This is a genomic window from Psychrobacter sp. UBA2769, assembly GCF_002352555.1.
GTDB classification, from domain to species: domain Bacteria; phylum Pseudomonadota; class Gammaproteobacteria; order Pseudomonadales; family Moraxellaceae; genus Psychrobacter; species Psychrobacter maritimus.
In genome coordinates, this window is record NZ_DEIR01000022.1 from 260,756 (window position 1) to 280,472 (window position 19,717).

Consider the following 19,717-nt stretch of genomic DNA (forward strand, 5'->3'; position numbering starts at 1 on the left):
TTTGTTTGCCATATAAATTATTTGGCTTGTTATCATAACATGGTTTTATTTTATGTATTTCGAGGCTCTTTTTCTGAGCGCTCTGAGCGGCTTTACTATCTGCCCATAAAGCTTTATCAAAGCAGCTACTAAGCGCATGTTATAAATAAGGCAGGCTTGCGTTATTTTTTAGCATTGCTAGCATATAGTGGATTCACTTTAAAACAGAAGTAGGTAATGACATTGACCATCCTTATGAGAGAAAAGAGAAAGTTTTATACCATAAGTCTAAAATGGACTGTAAACTAACAAACAGTCTACTTTGCAAGCTTGCATTATTAAAAGTTGATGATAAAAACCTGCGATAAAAGCATTCAGTATATTTTTAATCTAAAAATATAAAGACCATTTCTTTAGATTTTAGTGAATAAGCAAGCTAAGCCATAGTTATTAGAATAAATAAATTAGTACGATACCTTGATGAGATACGCCAAAATTATGCTTAATAACGGTCCTATTTAAACCGTTTATAACAATTAGTTTATAACGACTATAAGACCCATTATATGGAGGGTAACATGCCTAAAAATATGCCTATCAATATGTCTAAAGTACCGAATACGCGCAATTTGACGCGTTGGTTACAACAGAGCACGTTGGCACTTGCCGTAGCCACTACCATGGTTGCGGGTATCAATATAGCTACCGTACCGAATGCTGAAGCTGCCGTTACCACCGCAGATTTTTCGGGTTTGGTTCAGCAAGTTACCCCAGCGGTAGCGCGCGTAAATGTGACCAAAACCGTTAGTGAGGCTGAGCTTGCCAAAGCGCAGACCGCTGAGCTGCTGCGTAAATTCTTTGGTGATCGTTTGCGTATTCCTGATCAAGCAGCGACGCCAGCGATTGAGCATGCTTATGGCACGGCATTTTTTGTCACCGCTGATGGTTATATGCTGACCAACCATCATGTGGTGGCGGGCGCGGACAAAATCAGCGTCACGCTTAATGACCGAACCGAGCTTGATGCGACTTTAGTAGGCAGTGATGAGCGCTCTGATGTGGCAGTATTAAAGGTCACGGGTCGTCAGTTCCCTTCGTTGCCAATCGGTGATTCCAATGCTTTAAAAGTGGGTGAGCCGGTATTGGCAATTGGGTCGCCTTTTGGTTTTGATTATTCGGCATCGGCGGGTATTGTTAGTGCCAAGTCCCGTAATTTTTCGCGTGAGACCAGCGTGCCCTTTATCCAAACTGACGTTGCCTTGAACCCTGGAAATTCAGGTGGTCCGTTATTTAATCAGCGCGGCGAAGTGATTGGCATTAACTCGCGTATTTTTAGTGGTACAGGCGGTTATATGGGGCTGTCATTTTCCATCCCGATTGATGCGGCGATGGATATTTATGAGCAGCTAAAAAATAATGGTGAGGTCGCACGCGCTTATTTGGGTATTTATCCCCAAGATATTGACCGTAATTTAGCTGAAGCCTATAACTTGGCGCGTCCGCAAGGGGCGTTATTGACACGCGTGTCACCAGATTCGCCAGCGCAAAAGGCTGGGCTAAAATCAGGCGACATTATTCTAAAATATAATGATATCCAAATTGTGGAAGCATCAGACTTATTAAACTTGATTAATCGGGCCCGACCTAATGATACATTTCGCGTCCAGATTCAGCGCGATGGTAAGCAATCTATCATAACAGGCAAGCTCAGTAACGCCTCAAACGATATCCAATCACAAAGTTCTGCTCAGCAAACTAACGGCATAAGCTTAGGGTTGGCGCTGCGCAACTTAACGCCAGAGGAGCAAAGAGAGCTGGCGTCTGATAATAAGACGGGTGTATTGGTCACCGCTATTGAGCCGACAGGATTGGCAGCACGCTCTGGCATATTGGCGGGCGACGTTATCACTAACTTGCATCAAAAGCCTATTAAAACAGTCAACGATTTTTCTAGCGCCGTTTCATTATTACCCAAAAAAGGGGTGGTGACGCTTGAGATGATGCGTCAAGGTATTCCGGGTATTATTGGTTTGCGGATTGAGTAGAAAATATAGAGTAGAGAGTAGAGAGTAGAGAATCTGAGCTATTAGAATCATAGATGATGATTAAGATAAATAATACGGCGATAATTGGCTTGCTTGTATCGCCCGACCATCGATGTGTTGACGATTCGTTAAAATACCGGAAAAGGTTTTATCGGTAATCCGTAATTACGCTACACTAACTGTTTAGTTTTCAGGCTAGGCTTGAGTCCCAAATAATGCCAAGCTTACATTGAAATCCTCTCGATGTTTGCTGCAAAATTGGCATAATAAAGTAGCGCTTATCCTCTCAATCGACAGGCGATTTTTTGCTTTATAAAGAGCTTAGGGGTTAATTGATTGATAGCGATAGAGCCAAAATATGCTACACTAACAGGCGTTTTTATGGCTAAGCATCAATCAGATTGGCAGCCGATAAAAATAGCGTTCATGACGTTATTATAAATCATGAATATCACCATCAAGCAAGGTATGACCTTTAACGTTATTTTCAATAAACATAAATCATTATGCATTTGTGTTTATGACGATTATCTTTATCAGGGCACTTGCACACGACTTATCATGTGATAGCTTTAATAAAAGCTAGGATAATACAGTAAGGCACGGTTATGAGCACAGCATACGACGATATCAAAACCCGACTACAAGGCTCAATGGTAGCCTTGGTAACGCCCATGCATCCTGACGGCACGGTCGATTATAAACGTCTGGCAGACCTCATAGATTGGCAGATTGAGCAGGGCACGCATTGCCTTGTTGCTGTCGGTACCACTGGTGAATCAGCGACTTTGTCGATGCAAGAGCACAGCGATGTGATTCGCTATTTTGTGCAGCATGTCAAAGGTCGCGTCCCCGTGATTGCAGGTACTGGTGCCAATAACACCACTGAAGCCATTAAGCTGACTCAAGATGCAGCGGATGCGGGTGCGGACTGTGCGCTATTGGTTGCTCCTTATTATAATAAGCCGCCACAAGAAGGCTTATTTCAGCATTATAAAGCCATCGCAGAAGCGGTAAAAATACCGCAGATGCTTTATAACGTACCGGGTCGTACCGTTGTTGATATTGCTCAAGAAACGGTTGAACGCCTTGCTGATATCGATAATATTGTCGCCATTAAAGATGCTACAGGTTCTACGATTCGCGGCGAGCAATTAATCAAAGCGGTCGGTGACAGAATGGTGGTGTTATCTGGTGATGATGGTACTGCCCTTGAATTGATGAAATTGGGTGGTAAAGGCAATATTTCAGTGACTGCCAACGTTGCCCCAAAAGCCATGAGCGAGACCTTTAGTGCGGGTTTACGCGGTGATTTTGATGCCGCTCATAAAGTCCATGACGTGGTAAAACACTTACACCGCGACCTATTTATCGAGTCAAGTCCTATCCCTGCCAAATATGCCCTACATAAAATGGGCATGATAGACACAGGTATTCGTCTGCCATTGGTATGGCTGGCTGAAAAGCACCATGCAACGATTGATGAAGCCTTGATTCGTGCCAACTTACTCTAGATTTTTGGCAATTCAGTAAAGTGTCGCTTATAGCTTAGCAAGAGTCTATTAAGTATTTTAACTATAAGCGCATTACCCAAATACGCACCAAATAAGCAATAACGGCTAACTCAGAGAGATAATATGATGACAGTATCATCAACCCCTGCAAAGATATTCCCGGCGCTGCTAACGGTAGTTTTGGGTAGTACGTTGGTATTGAGCGGTTGCCAAGCGACAAAAGAAGTGTTTGGCAAGCGTGATAACGGTAGTCTTGAGTATCAGCAAAGCAAAAAACTGGCGCCGCTACAGCTACCTGCTGAGCAAGAAACCGCACCATTTGTGCCGTTATACCCAACCCCTAGTGCGGGCACAAATACGCTAAAGTTGCAAAACGAGTCAGGTAAGCAGTATCAATTGCCGAAACCTCAGCGTGCGGTTGCCGTTACCCAAGTTTCAGAATAAACCCTTTTTTATCCCTATCTGTACCGCTGGTTTTTTATTATGGTTAAGCATGTTTTCTTAACACCTTAATATAAAGCGCTTAGCGGTCGCTGCGCGTTTTTACCACATAAGCTTGAACGAACAGGAACTCCCCTCATGCAAAAGCAAGAACTGCTGTATAAAGGCAAAGCCAAATCTGTTTATGAAACAGAAGACAACGATCTGCTGATTTTACATTTCCGTGACGATACCTCAGCGCTTGATGGCAAGCGTATCGAGCAGCTCGCCCGTAAAGGCGTGGTGAACAACCGCTTTAACGCCTTTATCATGCAAAAATTGGCTGATGCTGGTATCGAAACCCATTTCGAAAAGCAATTATCAGATGATGAAGTGCTGGTTAAGCGCTTAGATATGATTCCGGTTGAATGTGTGGTACGTAATTTTGCCGCTGGCAGTTTAGTGCGTCGTCTAGGTTTAGAAGAAGGGCAAGCATTGACACCGCCTACTTATGAGCTGTTCTATAAAGATGATGCGCTTGGTGATCCGATGGTCAATGAGTCAATCTCTATCTCTCTTGATTGGGCTAATGAGGCACAATTGGCGAAGATGAAAGAGCTGAGCCATCAAGTAAATGAAGTATTAAAAACTTTGTTTGATGCTGGTGATTTAATACTGGTAGATTTTAAACTTGAATTTGGCGTATTCCATGACCGTATCGTCTTAGGTGATGAGTTCTCGCCTGATGGTTGCCGTATCTGGGACAAAGCTACCAAGAAAAAACTGGATAAAGACCGTTTCCGCCAGTCATTGGGTGACGTGATTGAAGGCTATGAAGAAGTTGCAAAACGTATTGGCGTGCCATTAAGCTAAATATATCCAACCCTTCAATATTTAAGTAATAAAAAACTGAGCCCTGAGCTCAGTTTTTTTATGGGGGTAATCATTTTAAAAACGGTTATGTTAAAGACAGCTATATTATTTGTCTTTACGCACTTCTTTGATTTTTTTCGCTGCCAGCTCCATCGCATCTGCGGCTTTATCAGCTAATGAGCCGACTACCTCTTTAGCTTTAGTTGTCGCAGTGTCTTTTAAAGAGGATTCTTTATCGTCTTTAGACTTAGAGTCATTGTTTTTACTGTCTTTATCTTCCTTATCAGAAGCGTCTTTATCTTTACTATTGTCTTTGTTTGATGATTTATCGTCTTTATTACCATTCTTATCTGACGTTTTATCATCTTTGCTGTCTTTGCTGTCTTTGCTGTCTTTGCTGTCTGACTGATTGTTCTGTTTATCGTTTTTATTAGCGTTGTTGTCTTTAGAGTCATTAGCAGCATCGTTATCTTTCATCGCTGCGTTCTGATCCGTGTCCTTTTCATCATTATTGTGCTTATTATCACTCGCATTAGAGTTACTCATTGTTATATCCTTTTGATTATGTATTTTAGTATTGGATGTTTTTAATCTTAAATAGCGAGAGTCAAGATTACTATTAGAATGAGTTAACTGTCTGTATAGCATCAGTTGCAATAGGTAATAGCGTCTATCACCTAACGTCTTTCGGTAAGTTTTTATGCTAAATTTATATTGTTAATATAAAAATACCGTTATAAATCAAAAGGTCATCATAGATGCTAGCACCTAAGCCATCCGATATTCAATCCATGATTTTAGAACCTGCATGGTTTAGTCGTCCAACTTGCGTGGTCGCGGCTGACTTGATTGGTAAGGTTTTATGTCGACAGCTAACCGATAGTGACGGCAAGCAAAAAATCCTGCGCATGCGTATCTCGGAAACTGAAGCCTACATTGGAGAGGGTGATGCCGCCTGTCATGCTCACGCTGGTACTCGTACTGCACGTACTGAGATCATGTATAACCAAGGCGGCGTGTTTTACGTTTATCTGACTTACGGTATCCATCATATGCTTAATTTAGTAAGTGGGCCGGCAGAGTCACCAGAAGCCGTATTGATACGGGCAGGTTTTTTCACAGAGGATAGTGAGCGCTTGCTTGACGAGCAATTACTGAGCGCAGATAAAATATTAAATGCTCTAAAAGAAATAAAACAATTGGCCGGTCCCGGCAAGTTGACCAAACACTTGCAAATCAACCGTGATTTATACGGCGAACCCATTACACCTGCGTCAGAAGTTTGGATTGAAGACGATGGCTGTCAGCCGCCAATATCACTGCGTCCACGGATTGGGATTGATTATGCAGGCGAGGCGAAAAATTGGTTATTGCGCTATATCTGGACCGACCATCCTTCATTATCTAAAAAATAGTAAGTTTATAGCTGATAGTAATTTTTCTAAATAGGCTCAAAGGAAGTAATCTATGTATAAATTAACCGTTTTTATTCCAGATTCGGCGTTAGAACCAGTAAAATCTGCCTTGTTTGCAGCGGGTGCTGGCAAGATTGGCAATTATGAACAATGCTGCTGGCAAGTGCAGGGGAGCGGACAGTTTATGCCACTGGCAGGCAGTCAGCCAAATATTGGAGCGCAAGATAAACTTGAAACCGTTGATGAATGGCGGGTAGAGATGGTCGTTGCTACTGCTTGTATTAAAGCAGTTATCGAGGCATTAAAGCAGGCGCATCCTTATGAGACGCCTGCTTATGATGTGATTGAGGTGCTAGACTTTTAACACCTGTTATCAATCTTTTTTGATTTTAATCACGTTATAGCTCGGATAGCCAAGCTCGATTTTATAGTCTTCACTGCCGCGTCGGGCTTTTACTTTTATTTTACTGTCGCCTTTTTTATATTTGACGTCTTTGACTCGGTAACCCATGCTACTGACTTTATTAGCCGCACGTTGCTCGATAGCAGGCTGATAAAGCTCTTTATCAATGGATTTGATGTTTTTTTTGTGTTTCTTGTAGACCTTGGTGTCTTTATAAATGTCCTCGTAAAGGTCGCCATAAGCGTTGTAACCGGGTGCGGTGACACAGCCTGTCGTGATGGCTAATAACGCGGCAATCGTACTACTCGCAGCGGTGGTTTTTAATAAAGTAAATTTTTTCATAATATCCTCTTATGATGTTAAAGGCGTTAGCAGTGATGCTAAGCAAAATTGTGCTATATAAAATCTTGCCATACAAATCATGGTATCAAAAGCTATGGTATCAAAAGCTATGGTATCAAAAGCTATGTTATCAAAAGCTATGTTATCAAAAGCCATGCTATAAAAAATGGTCACATAAACCAAGGGCTGGCTTATGTGACCAAAGGCACCAAGTAGTCAACGATGCCAAAATCTCTAGCTAATGCATTTATTGCTTATCTCACTTACTGCTTAAAACATTTCTCACAAAATTTTAAACAGCTTGAATACTAATCTTTCTCAACCTTGATGACATTTAAGTTTGGATAGCCAAGTAAAATCTCATATTCTTGCGAACCACGCTTGGCTTCAATCTCAAACACGCCGCGACCGTTCTTTTCTTCCAGCTCAATATCTTCGACGCGGTAACCCATCGATCTTACCTTGTTAATAGCACGTTGTTTAATGGCTGGATAGCGCGAATCTCTTTTGATGCTGTCTTCAATATCATCGTTTTTATAATGCTTGTTATTTTTATATTTGCCATTATTTTTATATTTGTCTTTCTTATAGTCGTCTTTATCATATCTATCATCTTGCCAGATGCTAGTAGAGGCTCTTTTATTTGAGCTAATGAGTCTTAAGTCAGGATAGGTATATTTCAACTCATAAGTTTGATTGTTCTTTCTAGCAATGGCAGTGATGGCTCGATTGCCACGATAGTTATCAGCACGGATATCCATAACCTGATAGCCTTTGCGGCGTAGGTCATTGCGCAGGGTTTGGTTAACACGCTTATAATCAACATTGCCATAATCGCTGTTACCGCCATATATTGGGTAATCTTCGTAACCTGGACCGACAACGGCACAACCGGCAACCGTCCCCAACATCGTCAGCGCCAGACCGGCAGATATTGCTGTCTTAAATGAGAAAGCGGGTAGAATTTTCACGATAAAATCTCCTTTGGTATAGCATATCTGAGTAAGGCACTGTTATTAATCAGCCTTATAATAATCCAGCTTGTATTTGTTAGACTGGTATTTATCGGGCTTAAATTTCTAATAGTGACTGGTTATATGTCTGTCATATATAAAGAGCTAAAGACTCTATAAAGGTTATGAAGCAAAAGATTACGGAACAACATTCTTATAGAATCGATATTTGTCTCTTAATCTTGAAATATTTTCTTACATAAACATAGTAAGACTTAAAACTCATTAATACATGTCTTTGGTGTTAATAAGTTGTAAATTTTGCAAATATTTGCGTAAGCATTCGACACTTTAGGTGACCAAGGTGTTGCTAACGTTAGCAAACATCGATAACACTTTTAGTATTTAAATAGTTTATAGAAAATCATTAAATATATTATTTAACGATAATAATATTATTATCAATAACTTGGCTGATATTATCGGCCATTTTTATAACTGACGTAAGCATATGCTTACACGCAATGACGCTTACGCGACTTAACAGCAGCCTTATAATTTGACACTATACACACACGGCATAAGGGAATGTGACTCAAGGATTGAGTTGACCGTATTAAGGATAATAGTTCGATTTGCTGGCATCAGGATGATAATAGCAATTGGAATAAGGACACATGACCCGTGTTGCAGGCAGATAATGCCAATAGTAGTGTGAAGAAATGGGCAGGATGCCCGGCTATCACAATGTACTCAATATCCTGCAAGGATGCAGTGATTAGAGTGGTGATGGGTAACAAGGATCGTTAACAATAAAACCGCATAACAATTAATTGCTATGCGGTTTTATCGTGTCTGGGTGTTAATTATTTTACACTGTTTGTTTTTTATTCAAACCTGTCATGAAAGCTAGCAAGCCTTCTATATATTGACAGTGCTATGTATCGATTACGATGTTTATCGATACAGATAAGTAACTATAAAAGAATAATGAACAATAAAAAACCGCATTATAATCAATGCGGTTTTTTTAATTAATTACTTATAAAAATCTGTATTTACGACAAGGTCTTATAAGAGCAATTATTAATTAATATTTGTTTTCATTGCGCCATGTGTCAACTTCGCGCTCAGCGTCATCTTTACTATGACCATAACGCTCTTGGACTTTACCCACAAGCTTATCACGGCTACCTTCGATATGTAGTAAGTCATCATCAGTCAGGTCAGCCCACTTCTGCTTTACTGTACCTTTCATCTGATTCCAATCACCTTTTAGGGTATGTTCATTCATTGTGATGTTCCTTATTCTCGTTATTGCGTCTTGATAAAGCTGTTATAAAAGTTAAATCAACAGTTTGTATGACGCTTTAGTATGTAGATTATTATTTATGATTCTTATGACACCTTCAGTACTGCGTTTCAGTACTCTACAACTAGCCAGTGGCTAACTTGTGCTACCAATATATGAATTTCAGCGCGCCTTGTCTGTATGGCCAATGTTTGTAGTGTTGCTTAATTATGGTAAATGGCGCTGCTCTGTTATGAAGGGCGTAGTTGTGTAATAGATGGGGTACTTTGTCAGGGCGATACGTAAAGATAACGAGGGTTTTTTAATAATGACAAAGAATACAAGTTGTAGAAGTTAGTTGAAAGTCGATGGTCAAACTAATAGCGTTCTATAAAAAAGTAGAAATCAGGCGTTTATATGTAGAATCTTTTATTTTTTCATTCCTTTATATCTATTGATGCTGAGATTGTTGATAACAAACAAACCTTTTACGCATCTGGTTATAGACTTGTTATTTAAATGACTATAAGCTTATAGCTGAAATAATAAGCCTTAGACAATGAGGACAGAATAACAGTGAGTCCAATTAATTCCGTAAACGCGACAAGATTAGATACGAAGCGTGAGCTGGCAAAAGCCAAAACCCGTCGTGCCTTATTAAAAAGTGCGTTGCAGCTTTATAGCTTAGAGGGCGCTTGCGGCATGAGCATGAATAAGATTGCTAAAGGAGCAGGAATTGCACAGCCAAGCTTCTATAATCATTTTGACAGCGTAGAGGAGCTTCAAAGTGAATTGAGTAGGCAATTAAAAGACAATTATTTGTCGCCTATGCGTATGGCGTGGATAGATATGCTGAAAGACTATGCAGCGCTGTCTAAAGAGGAATTTAATCAACGCTGTCAGCACTGCTTGACAATGATTTTTGCGGCTGCCTGCCAAAATATTGTGTTATTCCAACGTTTAATCGAAGACAGTTTGTGCCTCGGTTCGCCAACTGAACATAAAGTTTTAGGCCGTCTTATTACTGACGTACGTGAGGAATGGACAAAGATATTTATCCAAGGATTACAGTCAGCTGAGTGCTCTTTTGAAGAATCTGACGTTCATCTTTGCGTGGATAGCGCGAGCGCGCAGGTTCATGAGTTGATATTAGGCTGTCATCAAGGACGTTATTCACAGCAGCAAGCGATTGCGATGTTGTGCAAAAACTTTGATGGGCTTTTTGGCGGATTTTTTATCAATAATGAGCAAGTAATAAGTAGCTAGTGAGCAAATTAATGAATGCGGAGCTCGCAGAATTTTTAAGACTTACGAATCGATTGATATCGTAAAACCATAAAACGGAATTTAGTTAGCGAAAGCGATAGTAACGATCACAGGGAGCGTGACCATGAGCAGTAAACAAACCAAGACGAATGAGCAAACACATTTTAGAACGTGCAATCTGTGCGAAGCGATGTGCGGTATTGAGATAAAGCACGATGGAACAAAGGTATTATCGATTAAAGGTGATAAAAATGACCCATTTTCTAAAGGTTATATTTGCCCAAAAGCAACTGCCTTACAAGATTTACATGAAGACCCAGATCGCCTGCGTCATCCCATCGAGAGGACGGCTAACGGTTGGAAAACAGTCAGCTGGGATGAGGCGCTTGATAAAGTAGCTGCTGGCATACAGTCAGTACAAAAGAAACATGGCCAAAATGCTTTTGGTGTTTATTTAGGCAATCCTAACGTCCATAATTTGGGCGGCATGCTGACCATTAAGCATCTATTAAGCAGTATCAAGACCCGCAGTCGTTTTTCTGCAACCTCGGTCGATCAATTACCGCACCATATCGTCAGCATGCACCTGTTTGGGCATATGCTGCGTATCCCCGTGCCTGACGTCAATCGCACCCAATATATGCTCATCATTGGTGGCAATCCGCTGGCATCGAACGGTAGTATTATGACCGCGCCAAATATGCGCCAAAAGCTCAAAGACATCAAAGCCCGCGATGGCAAAGTAGTAGTGATTGATCCACGCCGTACCGAAACTGCTGACATTGCCAGCGAGCATCATTTTATACGTCCAGCAACCGATGTTTTGTTTTTGCTTGCTATGCTCAATGAAATCTATGCCCAAGGTTACGCCGATAAAGCACAGACTAATAATAGAGCGGCGGCGCTTGCGCCAGAGATTGCGCGCTTGGCAGATTTCGCTAAAGACTATAGCGCAGAGTTAGTTGCTGATATTACTGGCATTGCCGCAAATGAGATTAAAAGACTGGTCAAAGAGTTTTGCGAAGCCGAAAGCGCCGTCTGCTATGGGCGCATGGGCGTATCGGTGCAGGAATTTGGCTTATTAAGCCAGTATTTGATTATGGTGATTAATATCGTCACCGGACGTTTGGATGAAGTGGGTGGCTTGATGTTCCCCAATCCTGCGGTCGATGTGGTCAATAACTCAGGCCCAGGTTATTTAGGTAAACGTCATAGCCGCGTGAGTAACTTGCCTGATTTTAATGGCGATTATCCCGTCGTGGCGATGGCGGATGAGATGTTGGTAGAAGGCGCGGGGCAGTTAAAGGGCTTTATGACCGTCGCTGGCAATCCTGTACTCAGTACGCCTAATGGTGAAAAGTTAGATACGGCTTTTGCCAACTTGGATTTTATGGTTGCGATTGATTACTTTGTGACAGAAACCAGTCGTCATGCCCATATCATTTTGCCGCCGGTATCGCCACTAGAGCGTGACCATTATGATGTTACCTTTAATAATTTTGCTGTGCATAACGTCGCTAAGTATTCAAAAGCATTGTTTGCTAAGAAAAAAAGTGCCAAACATGACTGGCAAATCTATTTAGAATTAGCAAAACGTCTAGATAAAAAAGCAGCGCTTGCAACCAAAATCGAGCGCCGAATAGTCAGGACATTAGGACCGAAATTTATGCTTGATCAAGGATTAAGACGTGGACCTTATGCTGGCATGACATTGAATAAACTTAAGAAAAATCCGCATGGCATTGACTTAGGGCCCCCCAAAAGGATGCTACCGCAAGCATTAAAGCATAAAGATAAGCAGATTCATATTAATATTGATTTTTATCAAGCTGATTTAGAGCGGGTACGGGAGATGATGCAGAACTATGACGATAAGCAGGTGTTATTAATCGGTCGTCGCCATGTCCGTAGTAATAATTCGTGGCTACATAATAGCTATCGCTTGGTAAAAGGTAAGCCGCGCTGTACGCTTATGTTGCATCCTGAAACGGCTAAAGAATACAGTATTGAGGACGGTCAAAACGTAAAAGTTACCTCGCGCGTTGGTAGCGTGATTATTACCGCAGAAGTAACCGATGAGCTGATGCCAAAAGTGGTGAGCATCCCTCATGGCTGGGGTCACGACCGTAAAGGCGTGAAGCAAAAAATTGCGCAAGCGCATGCCGGCGTCAGTGTCAATGATTTGACGGACGATACCTTAATCGATCAGTTAAGTGGTAATGCAGCGGTCAATGGCGTACCTGTGCAATTGGAAGCAATTCCGCTAGAAGTGGCTAATTTGGAGATTACCGATTCAAGCGTTGATTCTGACGTTAATGCCGATATTAAATCAGGAAGCGCTGCATAAAATAGCTCTAAAAAGTCTTTAATATAAATAAAAAGGCACTTATAAAAGTGCCTTTTTTTACGTTTCTTATTTTTACGTTCTTAAGCCAACAAAATCAAAGTCGACTGGCGGCGTCTCACCCTGTATCAATAAGCTGAGAGCCTTTGCCGAACCGCAAGCATGGGTCCAGCCAAGTGTGCCATGACCAGTATTGAGCCATAAATTATCAAAACTAGCATTTGTATTGTGACTGCCGTGACGGACTTGACCGCTATGCGCGCGTCCTATTAACGGTACATTGGATGGGGTCATTGGGCGCAGCCCTGTCCAATATTGCACAGAATCGGCAATGATGCCTTTGGGGAATAACTGCTGCACACGGCGCGTGATAGCTTCACAGCGGGTGGCATTCAAATCCAAATTGTAGCCGTTGAATTCTGCGGTTCCTGCTACGCGTAATTTATCGCCAAGGCGCGAGGTTACGAGCTTAAACTCATCATCAATGAGACTAACAAAGGGAGCTAAATGCGGTGCACGCGGATTGATTTCATAAGTAGCCGAGTAGCCTTTGGCAGGGAAAATTGGCAGGTGAACATGCAGCGGTTTCATGAGTGATACGCTATAGCTGCCAAGTGCCAGTACATAATTATCGGCGCTAAAGGTCTGCGCGTTTTCACCTTTGGGTCGAATGGTCATACTATGCATATGCGGGCGAGCAGAATGAGCGTCGGTGTTTAACGCCAAAATGTCGGTATCGTATAAAAACTGCACACCAGCATCGATGCAGCGCTGAGCCAAATGTTGGGTAAATAAATGGGCATTACCCGATTCATCACGGCTGGTATAAGTTGCGCCTTTGAGTTTATGAGCAATAGGATAAAGCGCAGGCTCGAGGCTAACCGCGTTATTAATATCAATGATATGACGTTCACAGCCGAGCTCTTGCATACGTGCCGTTGGCGCAATGGCGGCATCAAACTCAGCTTGGTTGGTATAAAAGTGCATGATACCGCGCGTTTGCTGCTCGTAATCGATATCGATATCAGCACGCAGCTGTTGTAGGGCATTGCGCGAATACAATCCTAAGCGTACCATTTGTACCAAATTGGCATCGGCTTTATCTGTGCGGCATTCTTGTAAAAACTGCATCGCCCATTTAAATTGCGCTTTATCAGCACGCAAGCGGTAGAGCAGCGGCGCATCTTCCTTAAACAGCCATTTAAGCGCTTTCATAGGAGCCGCAGGATTGGCCCAAGGCGTCGCGTGCGAGACGGATATCTGCCCACCATTGGCAAATGAGGTCTGCATACCGGCGGCTGGCTCACGCTCAATCACGGTCACATCGTAGCCTGCTTGGCGAAGATACCATGCGGTGGTCACTCCCACCACGCCTGCTCCGAGTACCGCAATATGGGTCATAGATTGCTCTGCTGCGTTTTTAGTAAAAGGGCTTTAAGAGATGCTTACCGTTTTGGGTTATCGATTATGTCGCGTTATTTTTGACGGGCGACATCCGCTTGCAGTGCTGGTGGTAAGTCTAATATCGTAAGCTCGCTATCTGCTAGATGCTCAGGGCGGGCAACAACCAATGCCTTAAAGCCACTCTTATCTGCAATCGCATTAACCACCTGAATCTTTTCTAACTTATCACCTGCTGCTGGTACATCACCTGTGCCGCTAACATAATGTAAAAACGCTTTTGGTGCCGCTTTAAAGTAAATACGGGCAATGACTTCCTGACCCAAGTAACAGCCTTTATCGTAGTCCATACCGCCGCGCTGATGCAGACGCAGCTCTTGCGGTTGAAACAGTCCTTGCGTTGCAGCAACTATCCAATAGTTACCAATGGCAAGACTTGCTTGCATCCACGCTTGGGTGTCTGCGGGCGTATTATGTTCCTCTTTATGGCTAAAGGTCGGCTCGTCGGCAACCACGCAAGGATAAATGGGCGTTGGCACACTGGTATCAAACTTTGAAAAGGCACCGAATTTTTTTAAATGCGCTTGAAAAGCGTCAGCGCAATCGGCACTGATGACCACGTCAAAATGCTTTTCTTCTTGTTTTTTAATCCATAGCCCAAAATCGATACGACCTTTTAGATTGCTAAGCGCCGTTGCTTGATAGCTAAGTCCGAGCTTGGTGACATCAGAGGTCAGCTGCCCTTGTAAGAATTTTTCCGCATCCTCACCTTGAATGGTTAGCTGGGCAAATTGTGGCAATGTTGATTGAGTCATTATTGTTGTCCTATTTATCAGTCGCTATAGCCTCAGATATTAGGGTTAATACTGAGTTATTAAAGTGGTTGTTCACGTAGTTGTTAAAATAATACTTAAAGTAGTGTTTGAGGTTTTCACCATCTAAAGGCAAGTGGCTATCAAACCAAATTTGGTTAAAGCAGAGTACCATAAAAAACCACGTGATAAAAAATGTCCGCTTTACCGCATAAGCAAATATGACAATTGAGCACAGCACAGTATTCACAGCCGAAGCGATTGGTTAAAGCTGGCGAGTTACGGTACAATGTTAGCGTTAGAATACACCCAATTTATCACGGCTGACGAGGAAATTATGAGCTTACCCAATTGCCCAAAATGCGATGCTGAATATACGTACGAAGATGGTGCGTTACTGGTATGTCCGATGTGTGCGCATGAGTGGACCGCGGCTGAAACCGATGCGGCGCAAGCTGAAGCGCAAGATGTGGTCATTCGTGATGCGGTCGGTAATGAGCTGCAAGATGGCGATACCGTCACCGTGATTAAAGACTTAAAGGTCAAAGGTTCATCAACCATTATCAAAGTCGGTACGAGAGCAAAAGGTATCCGCCTATTGCCAGATGCGTCTGATGGTCATGATATCGACTGTAAACTGGATGGTTATGGACCAATGAAGCTGAAATCATCAGTGGTTAAAAAAGCCTAAGTTGTTGTTAATTAAGTGATTGTTAATAAAATAAGACCGAATGAATAAGTAGAGAATAATTATGAGCACTAAAAATGAACAACTATTTGCGCAAGCACGTAAGCATATCCCTGGTGGCGTAAACTCACCGGTTCGCGCCTTTGCCGGTGTCGGTGGTACGCCTATTTTTATGCACCGTGCTAACGGCAGCAAAATCTATGACACCGAAGACAATGCTTATATCGATTATGTCGGCTCTTGGGGGCCGATGATTTTGGGTCACGCACATCCAAAAGTCATTGATGCCGTTAAAAAAGCCGCTGATGATGGTTTGAGTTTTGGTACGCCAACGCCATTTGAAACCACCGTTGCTGATAAGATTTGCGAAATCGTCCCAAGCGTTGAGATGATTCGGATGACAAGCTCAGGTACAGAAGCGACTATGAGTGCGATTCGTTTGGCGCGCGGCTTTACTGAGCGTGACAAAATCGTTAAATTCGAAGGTTGCTACCATGGGCATTCAGACAGCTTACTGGTAAAAGCGGGCTCAGGGATGCTGGATATTGGCGAACCAACGTCAAAAGGCGTGCCAGCGGACTTTGCTAAGCATACGATTACCATTCCTTATAATGACCCGCAAGCGATTAAAGAGTGCTTTGAGAAATGGGGTAGTGAGATTGCCTGCGTGATTGTGGAACCAATCGCTGGCAACATGAATATGGTCATTCCAACCCAAGAATTCCATGATACTTTGCGCGCAGAATGTACCGCCAATGGCGCGGTATTGATTTTTGATGAAGTGATGACCGGTTTTCGCGTCGGACTTGGCGGCGCGCAAGCGTATTTTGGCATTGACCCTGATTTAACCTGCTTTGGTAAAATCATCGGTGCCGGTTTACCGGTTGGTGCTTTCGGTGGTAAAAAAGAAGTGATGTCTTGCATCGCGCCACTTGGCGGCGTTTATCAAGCGGGTACGTTATCAGGTAACCCATTGGCAATGCGAGCCGGTATTGCGATGTTTGAAGACTTAACCGTCGATGGTTTTTATGCGGAATTATCAGCGAAAGTAGATCAGCTTGTTGATGGTTTTCAAGCCGCGGCAGATAAGCATGGTATTAACTTGCGCACCAATAAATTGGGCGGCATGTTTGGTATGTTCTTTGTTAAAGACAAGGCAACAAACGTACCGCAAAACTTCGATGAAGTCACCGAATGCGATATGAACGTGTTTAATACCTTCTTCCATGGCATGCTAGACCGCGGTATTTATCTCGCGCCATCTGCTTATGAAGCGGGTTTTATGTCAATCAAACATAGTGATGCAGACATTGAAGCGTCTATTAAAGCCGCTGATGAGATTTTTGCTGAAATGGCAAACGCTTAGTTTGAAAACTATTGGACTACATTAAGAGTATTTGGCTCTTAATGGTAAAAATAAAAAGCCAGCATGATTTATTATGCTGGCTTTTTCGTGTTTGTTAAATTAAGTCAATTAAATTGAGCCTATTGAATTAGGCCAATTAAATTTTATCAAACTTACGGTCTTTTAAGCTGAGTCTGCCACGTAGCACGTCGCTATACATGCGAAAGTCGCTGGCAAAACTTTGTAGAGGAAATTTAAAAGAGGCCGGTTTGTTCTTTTCAAAGAAAAAATGTCCGACCCACGCGCAGGCATATCCTGCCGCAATACCTTTCAGTAGTGGCTTTGCCGAGCGGTTTTTAACAGACTTTGCCAATCCCAAAAGTCCAAAGCTACTACCGGCGAAATGCAAACGGCGGCAAGCGATATTTTGATGTTCGTTTAAATAAAAATCGTAAAATTTCAGCTTAGCTGGACGTTTTATATGGATAAGGCTGCTATGACTGGTTTTTTCCGTGCCAGCAGGAGCGTTGGTTTTTGAGGCTTGGGCGGTTGTCTGATTCATGATTTCTGCTTCCTTGCAGGTTGTTATTGATTGCGCGTCATCATTCCATGATGGGCTTTAATGGTAAAAATGGGTGCTTATTATATATATCGAATTATATCTATCGAACACTTATCGCCATAAGTAAGTGCTTGTTCTCTATTATAATATAGAGAATTGCGGCGGTAGCAAGCCCATATTGTTAAATAGGCTATGTTAAAAAAGTATCAGAAGTGGCCGCTGTTTTTTAAGGTGAAAGACTGTTTATTTTCGGTTTAATCCGTAGGTAGTAGTGCTAGCGTCTTACTTGCCAGCGTTTTGCATAAATGTTTTAATGGCAAAACTTGCTATAATCCGCATAATAATAGTTTCAATATACAAAAGCCTTATTATAAAAGCTCTGGTTTATATAAGAAAACCTTATATAAAAACCCTTATATAAAAAACTTAAGTTCCATTCCATGTATTCTCTATTTTAAAAGCCTTGGCGCTCTTAAATATCTTTTTATCTGACACGGTAACGATCTCGCTTATGCCCAAAGACTACCTGAAAAACCCACCACTTGCTGATGATGAAATGATGGCAGCCATTGATATTGGCTCCAACAGTTTTCATTTAGCCATTGCACGCCTCGACCATGGTGAGGTGCGAAAAGTGGTGTCTATGTCTGAAAAGGTGCAGCTTGCTGCAGGACTCGATGAGAATAACATCTTGGGGGCTGCTGCTGAAAAGCGCGGTCTTGAATGTTTAAGCCGCTTTGTCGCGCGTTTAGATTCGGTGCCACCTGAGCGTATTCGCGTCGTCGCGACCAACGCTTTACGCCAAGCCAAAAACGCCAATGACTTTATCACTCGTGCCAATAAAATTTTGCCCAAACCGATTGAAATTATCGCCGGACGAGAAGAGGCGCGTTTGATTTATTTGGGCGTCTCGCACACCAATGCCAGTAGTGACAAACGCTTGGTCATTGATATTGGTGGTGGTTCGACAGAATTTATCATTGGGCAAGAGTTCGATCCGTTATTGACTGAAAGCTTACAGATGGGCTGTGTCGCCTTTACCCAGAAGTATTTTGCCGATGGCTTGATTACCAAAGACGCCTTTAATAATGCCATCTCAGCTGCGCGTAAAGAGGTGCTAGCGATTAATGGGCGCTATCAAAAAGTCGGCTGGAGTAGTGTCGTTGGCTCAAGTGGCACGATTAAAGCGGTGCGCAACGTCCTTGTTTCAAAAGGTTGGGCAGACGAGCAAGAACGCATCACTTATAAAGGTGTTAAAAAGTTAGAGAAATTATTGCTTAAAATTGGCAACGTTGATGACATTGATTTAGAAGGCGTGAAAGAACACCGTAAAGCCGTCTTTCCAGCGGGCGTTGCGGTATTGCGAGCCATCATGAAGGTGCTCGGCATCGAGACCATGGTGTACTCAGATGGCGCGCTACGCGAAGGCGTCATGTACGATATGCTCGGTCGCTTTGCTAGTGAAGACGTGCGTGACCGCAGTGTTTTGGCACTGATAAAGCGCTATTCAGGCGATAAAAAACAAGCCAAACAAGTGGTTAAAACCAGCCTTAATTTATTTGAACAAGTCAAAGCCAAGCTTGCACTCAATAGCGAAGATGGCGATTTGCTCAGACGGGCGGCGTCCTTACACGAAATAGGCTTGGCGATTGCCCATAGCAGCTACCATAAGCACAGTGCTTACTTGATTGAATACTCTGATATTCCAGGGTTTTCGCAAGTGGATCAAAAGCGTATGGCGCAATTGATGCTTAATCATCGCCGTAAGCTTAAAGCTGATATGCTAGAGCAGACGTGTACCATCGGCGGTGATTCGCTCGTTTATCTGTGTTTGCTGCTACGCTTAGCGGTACTGGCGCATCATAGTCGCAGCGATCATGAGTTACCAGAATTAGAGCTGAAAGTGATTGATGATAATCGCTGGCAAATCACAGTTGGCGAGAGTAGTGAGCACTATGCTTTCTTATTATCAGATTTGCATACTGAGGTTGAGCAGTTTGCTAAATGGGGCGTGAAACTGAGCGTGGTTGAGGCCGAGTGTGATTGAGGCATCAGTGCTAATTC

The 19,717-nt window shown here is 42.6% G+C and carries 18 protein-coding genes; 11 read left to right on the forward strand and 7 right to left on the reverse strand.

Annotation, left to right across the window (positions count from 1 at the left end):
* Window positions 1-569 precede the first annotated feature (569 nt).
* From B3Q63_RS11680 to purC, 4 genes are all read left to right on the forward strand, one after another.
* Window positions 570-2,024: a Do family serine endopeptidase gene (locus tag B3Q63_RS11680; protein WP_414706352.1), complete on the forward strand. Its 1,455-nt coding sequence runs from the start codon at window positions 570-572 to the stop codon at window positions 2,022-2,024.
* Window positions 2,025-2,632: 608 nt separating this feature from the next.
* On the forward strand, window positions 2,633-3,538 hold the full coding sequence (gene dapA / locus B3Q63_RS11685) for a 4-hydroxy-tetrahydrodipicolinate synthase (protein WP_201564411.1): 906 nt from the start codon (window positions 2,633-2,635) through the stop codon (window positions 3,536-3,538).
* Between the two features lie 123 nt (window positions 3,539-3,661).
* On the forward strand, window positions 3,662-3,982 hold the full coding sequence (locus B3Q63_RS11690) for a hypothetical protein (protein WP_201618962.1): 321 nt from the start codon (window positions 3,662-3,664) through the stop codon (window positions 3,980-3,982).
* 135 nt (window positions 3,983-4,117) lie between these two features.
* The gene (purC, locus tag B3Q63_RS11695; protein WP_271133796.1) at window positions 4,118-4,831 is read left to right on the forward strand and encodes a phosphoribosylaminoimidazolesuccinocarboxamide synthase; all 714 of its coding nucleotides are present in this window, start codon (window positions 4,118-4,120) and stop codon (window positions 4,829-4,831) included.
* Window positions 4,832-4,936: 105 nt separating this feature from the next.
* Here purC and B3Q63_RS11700 read toward each other — a convergent pair whose 3' ends face one another.
* Window positions 4,937-5,377 carry a hypothetical protein gene (locus B3Q63_RS11700; protein ID WP_296176922.1) on the reverse strand — a complete coding sequence of 147 codons (441 nt, stop codon included), beginning with the start codon at window positions 5,375-5,377 and terminating at the stop codon, window positions 4,937-4,939.
* A 212-nt stretch (window positions 5,378-5,589) separates the two neighbouring features.
* Here B3Q63_RS11700 and B3Q63_RS11705 point away from each other — a divergent pair, with 212 nt between their 5' ends.
* Window positions 5,590-6,246 carry a DNA-3-methyladenine glycosylase gene (locus B3Q63_RS11705; RefSeq protein WP_296176925.1) on the forward strand — a complete coding sequence of 219 codons (657 nt, stop codon included), beginning with the start codon at window positions 5,590-5,592 and terminating at the stop codon, window positions 6,244-6,246.
* Between the two features lie 52 nt (window positions 6,247-6,298).
* Entirely contained in the window at window positions 6,299-6,610 is a 312-nt protein-coding gene (locus B3Q63_RS11710) for a YqfO family protein (protein ID WP_296176926.1), read from the forward strand.
* 9 nt (window positions 6,611-6,619) lie between these two features.
* On the opposite strand, the gene B3Q63_RS11715 is transcribed toward B3Q63_RS11710, so the two are convergent.
* The 3 genes from B3Q63_RS11715 to B3Q63_RS11725 all read right to left on the reverse strand — a co-directional run bounded on the left by B3Q63_RS11715 (window position 6,620) and on the right by B3Q63_RS11725 (window position 9,238).
* Complete coding sequence (locus tag B3Q63_RS11715; protein ID WP_296176929.1) at window positions 6,620-6,991, reverse strand: hypothetical protein; 372 nt, start codon at window positions 6,989-6,991, stop codon at window positions 6,620-6,622.
* A 308-nt stretch (window positions 6,992-7,299) separates the two neighbouring features.
* Window positions 7,300-7,962 (reverse strand): hypothetical protein, encoded by a 663-nt coding sequence (locus B3Q63_RS11720; protein ID WP_296176932.1) that lies wholly within the window; start codon window positions 7,960-7,962, stop codon window positions 7,300-7,302.
* 1,072 nt (window positions 7,963-9,034) lie between these two features.
* Complete coding sequence (locus B3Q63_RS11725; RefSeq protein WP_201564442.1) at window positions 9,035-9,238, reverse strand: CsbD family protein; 204 nt, start codon at window positions 9,236-9,238, stop codon at window positions 9,035-9,037.
* A 573-nt stretch (window positions 9,239-9,811) separates the two neighbouring features.
* Here B3Q63_RS11725 and B3Q63_RS11730 point away from each other — a divergent pair.
* Together B3Q63_RS11730 and B3Q63_RS11735 are read left to right on the forward strand one after the other, a co-directional pair.
* Entirely contained in the window at window positions 9,812-10,501 is a 690-nt protein-coding gene (locus B3Q63_RS11730; protein ID WP_296176935.1) for a TetR/AcrR family transcriptional regulator, read from the forward strand.
* 124 nt (window positions 10,502-10,625) lie between these two features.
* Window positions 10,626-12,848, forward strand: a complete 2,223-nt coding sequence (locus B3Q63_RS11735) for a molybdopterin oxidoreductase family protein (protein WP_296176937.1) — start codon at window positions 10,626-10,628, stop codon at window positions 12,846-12,848.
* A gap of 72 nt (window positions 12,849-12,920) precedes the next feature.
* Here B3Q63_RS11735 and B3Q63_RS11740 read toward each other — a convergent pair whose 3' ends face one another.
* Both B3Q63_RS11740 and B3Q63_RS11745 read right to left on the reverse strand, forming a co-directional pair.
* On the reverse strand, window positions 12,921-14,246 hold the full coding sequence (locus B3Q63_RS11740; RefSeq protein WP_296176941.1) for a D-amino acid dehydrogenase: 1,326 nt from the start codon (window positions 14,244-14,246) through the stop codon (window positions 12,921-12,923).
* A gap of 74 nt (window positions 14,247-14,320) precedes the next feature.
* The gene (locus B3Q63_RS11745) at window positions 14,321-15,061 is read right to left on the reverse strand and encodes a YgfZ/GcvT domain-containing protein (RefSeq protein WP_296176945.1); all 741 of its coding nucleotides are present in this window, start codon (window positions 15,059-15,061) and stop codon (window positions 14,321-14,323) included.
* A 334-nt stretch (window positions 15,062-15,395) separates the two neighbouring features.
* Here B3Q63_RS11745 and B3Q63_RS11750 point away from each other — a divergent pair, with 334 nt between their 5' ends.
* Both B3Q63_RS11750 and hemL read left to right on the forward strand, forming a co-directional pair.
* Complete coding sequence (locus B3Q63_RS11750) at window positions 15,396-15,749, forward strand: zinc ribbon domain-containing protein YjdM (RefSeq protein ID WP_296176948.1); 354 nt, start codon at window positions 15,396-15,398, stop codon at window positions 15,747-15,749.
* A gap of 61 nt (window positions 15,750-15,810) precedes the next feature.
* Window positions 15,811-17,112 (forward strand): glutamate-1-semialdehyde 2,1-aminomutase, encoded by a 1,302-nt coding sequence (gene hemL / locus B3Q63_RS11755; RefSeq protein WP_296176950.1) that lies wholly within the window; start codon window positions 15,811-15,813, stop codon window positions 17,110-17,112.
* Window positions 17,113-17,248: 136 nt separating this feature from the next.
* Here hemL and B3Q63_RS11760 read toward each other — a convergent pair whose 3' ends face one another.
* Window positions 17,249-17,653: a DUF962 domain-containing protein gene (locus B3Q63_RS11760; RefSeq protein WP_296176951.1), complete on the reverse strand. Its 405-nt coding sequence runs from the start codon at window positions 17,651-17,653 to the stop codon at window positions 17,249-17,251.
* 511 nt (window positions 17,654-18,164) lie between these two features.
* Between B3Q63_RS11760 and ppx the strand changes: the two genes are divergently transcribed.
* A complete protein-coding gene (ppx, locus tag B3Q63_RS11765; protein ID WP_201618976.1) occupies window positions 18,165-19,700 on the forward strand; it encodes an exopolyphosphatase in 1,536 nt (511 codons plus the stop codon).
* The last annotated feature ends 17 nt before the right edge of the window (window positions 19,701-19,717 follow it).

Excerpts from the sequence above, each read along its gene's own strand:
- B3Q63_RS11705 (WP_296176925.1), top strand. The coding sequence starts at position 5,590 with ATGCTAGCACCTAAGCCATCCGATATTCAATCCATGATTTTAGAACCT.
- B3Q63_RS11760 (WP_296176951.1), bottom strand. The coding sequence starts at position 17,653 with ATGAATCAGACAACCGCCCAAGCCTCAAAAACCAACGCTCCTGCTGGC.
- B3Q63_RS11740 (WP_296176941.1), bottom strand. The coding sequence starts at position 14,246 with ATGACCCATATTGCGGTACTCGGAGCAGGCGTGGTGGGAGTGACCACC.
- B3Q63_RS11735 (WP_296176937.1), top strand. The coding sequence starts at position 10,626 with ATGAGCAGTAAACAAACCAAGACGAATGAGCAAACACATTTTAGAACG.
- B3Q63_RS11715 (WP_296176929.1), bottom strand. The coding sequence starts at position 6,991 with ATGAAAAAATTTACTTTATTAAAAACCACCGCTGCGAGTAGTACGATT.
- B3Q63_RS11710 (WP_296176926.1), top strand. The coding sequence starts at position 6,299 with ATGTATAAATTAACCGTTTTTATTCCAGATTCGGCGTTAGAACCAGTA.
- B3Q63_RS11700 (WP_296176922.1), bottom strand. The coding sequence starts at position 5,377 with ATGAGTAACTCTAATGCGAGTGATAATAAGCACAATAATGATGAAAAG.
- B3Q63_RS11680 (WP_414706352.1), top strand. The coding sequence starts at position 570 with ATGCCTATCAATATGTCTAAAGTACCGAATACGCGCAATTTGACGCGT.
- hemL (WP_296176950.1), top strand. The coding sequence starts at position 15,811 with ATGAGCACTAAAAATGAACAACTATTTGCGCAAGCACGTAAGCATATC.
- B3Q63_RS11690 (WP_201618962.1), top strand. The coding sequence starts at position 3,662 with ATGATGACAGTATCATCAACCCCTGCAAAGATATTCCCGGCGCTGCTA.
- dapA (WP_201564411.1), top strand. The coding sequence starts at position 2,633 with ATGAGCACAGCATACGACGATATCAAAACCCGACTACAAGGCTCAATG.
- B3Q63_RS11725 (WP_201564442.1), bottom strand. The coding sequence starts at position 9,238 with ATGAATGAACATACCCTAAAAGGTGATTGGAATCAGATGAAAGGTACA.
- B3Q63_RS11750 (WP_296176948.1), top strand. The coding sequence starts at position 15,396 with ATGAGCTTACCCAATTGCCCAAAATGCGATGCTGAATATACGTACGAA.
- B3Q63_RS11745 (WP_296176945.1), bottom strand. The coding sequence starts at position 15,061 with ATGACTCAATCAACATTGCCACAATTTGCCCAGCTAACCATTCAAGGT.
- ppx (WP_201618976.1), top strand. The coding sequence starts at position 18,165 with ATGCCCAAAGACTACCTGAAAAACCCACCACTTGCTGATGATGAAATG.
- purC (WP_271133796.1), top strand. The coding sequence starts at position 4,118 with ATGCAAAAGCAAGAACTGCTGTATAAAGGCAAAGCCAAATCTGTTTAT.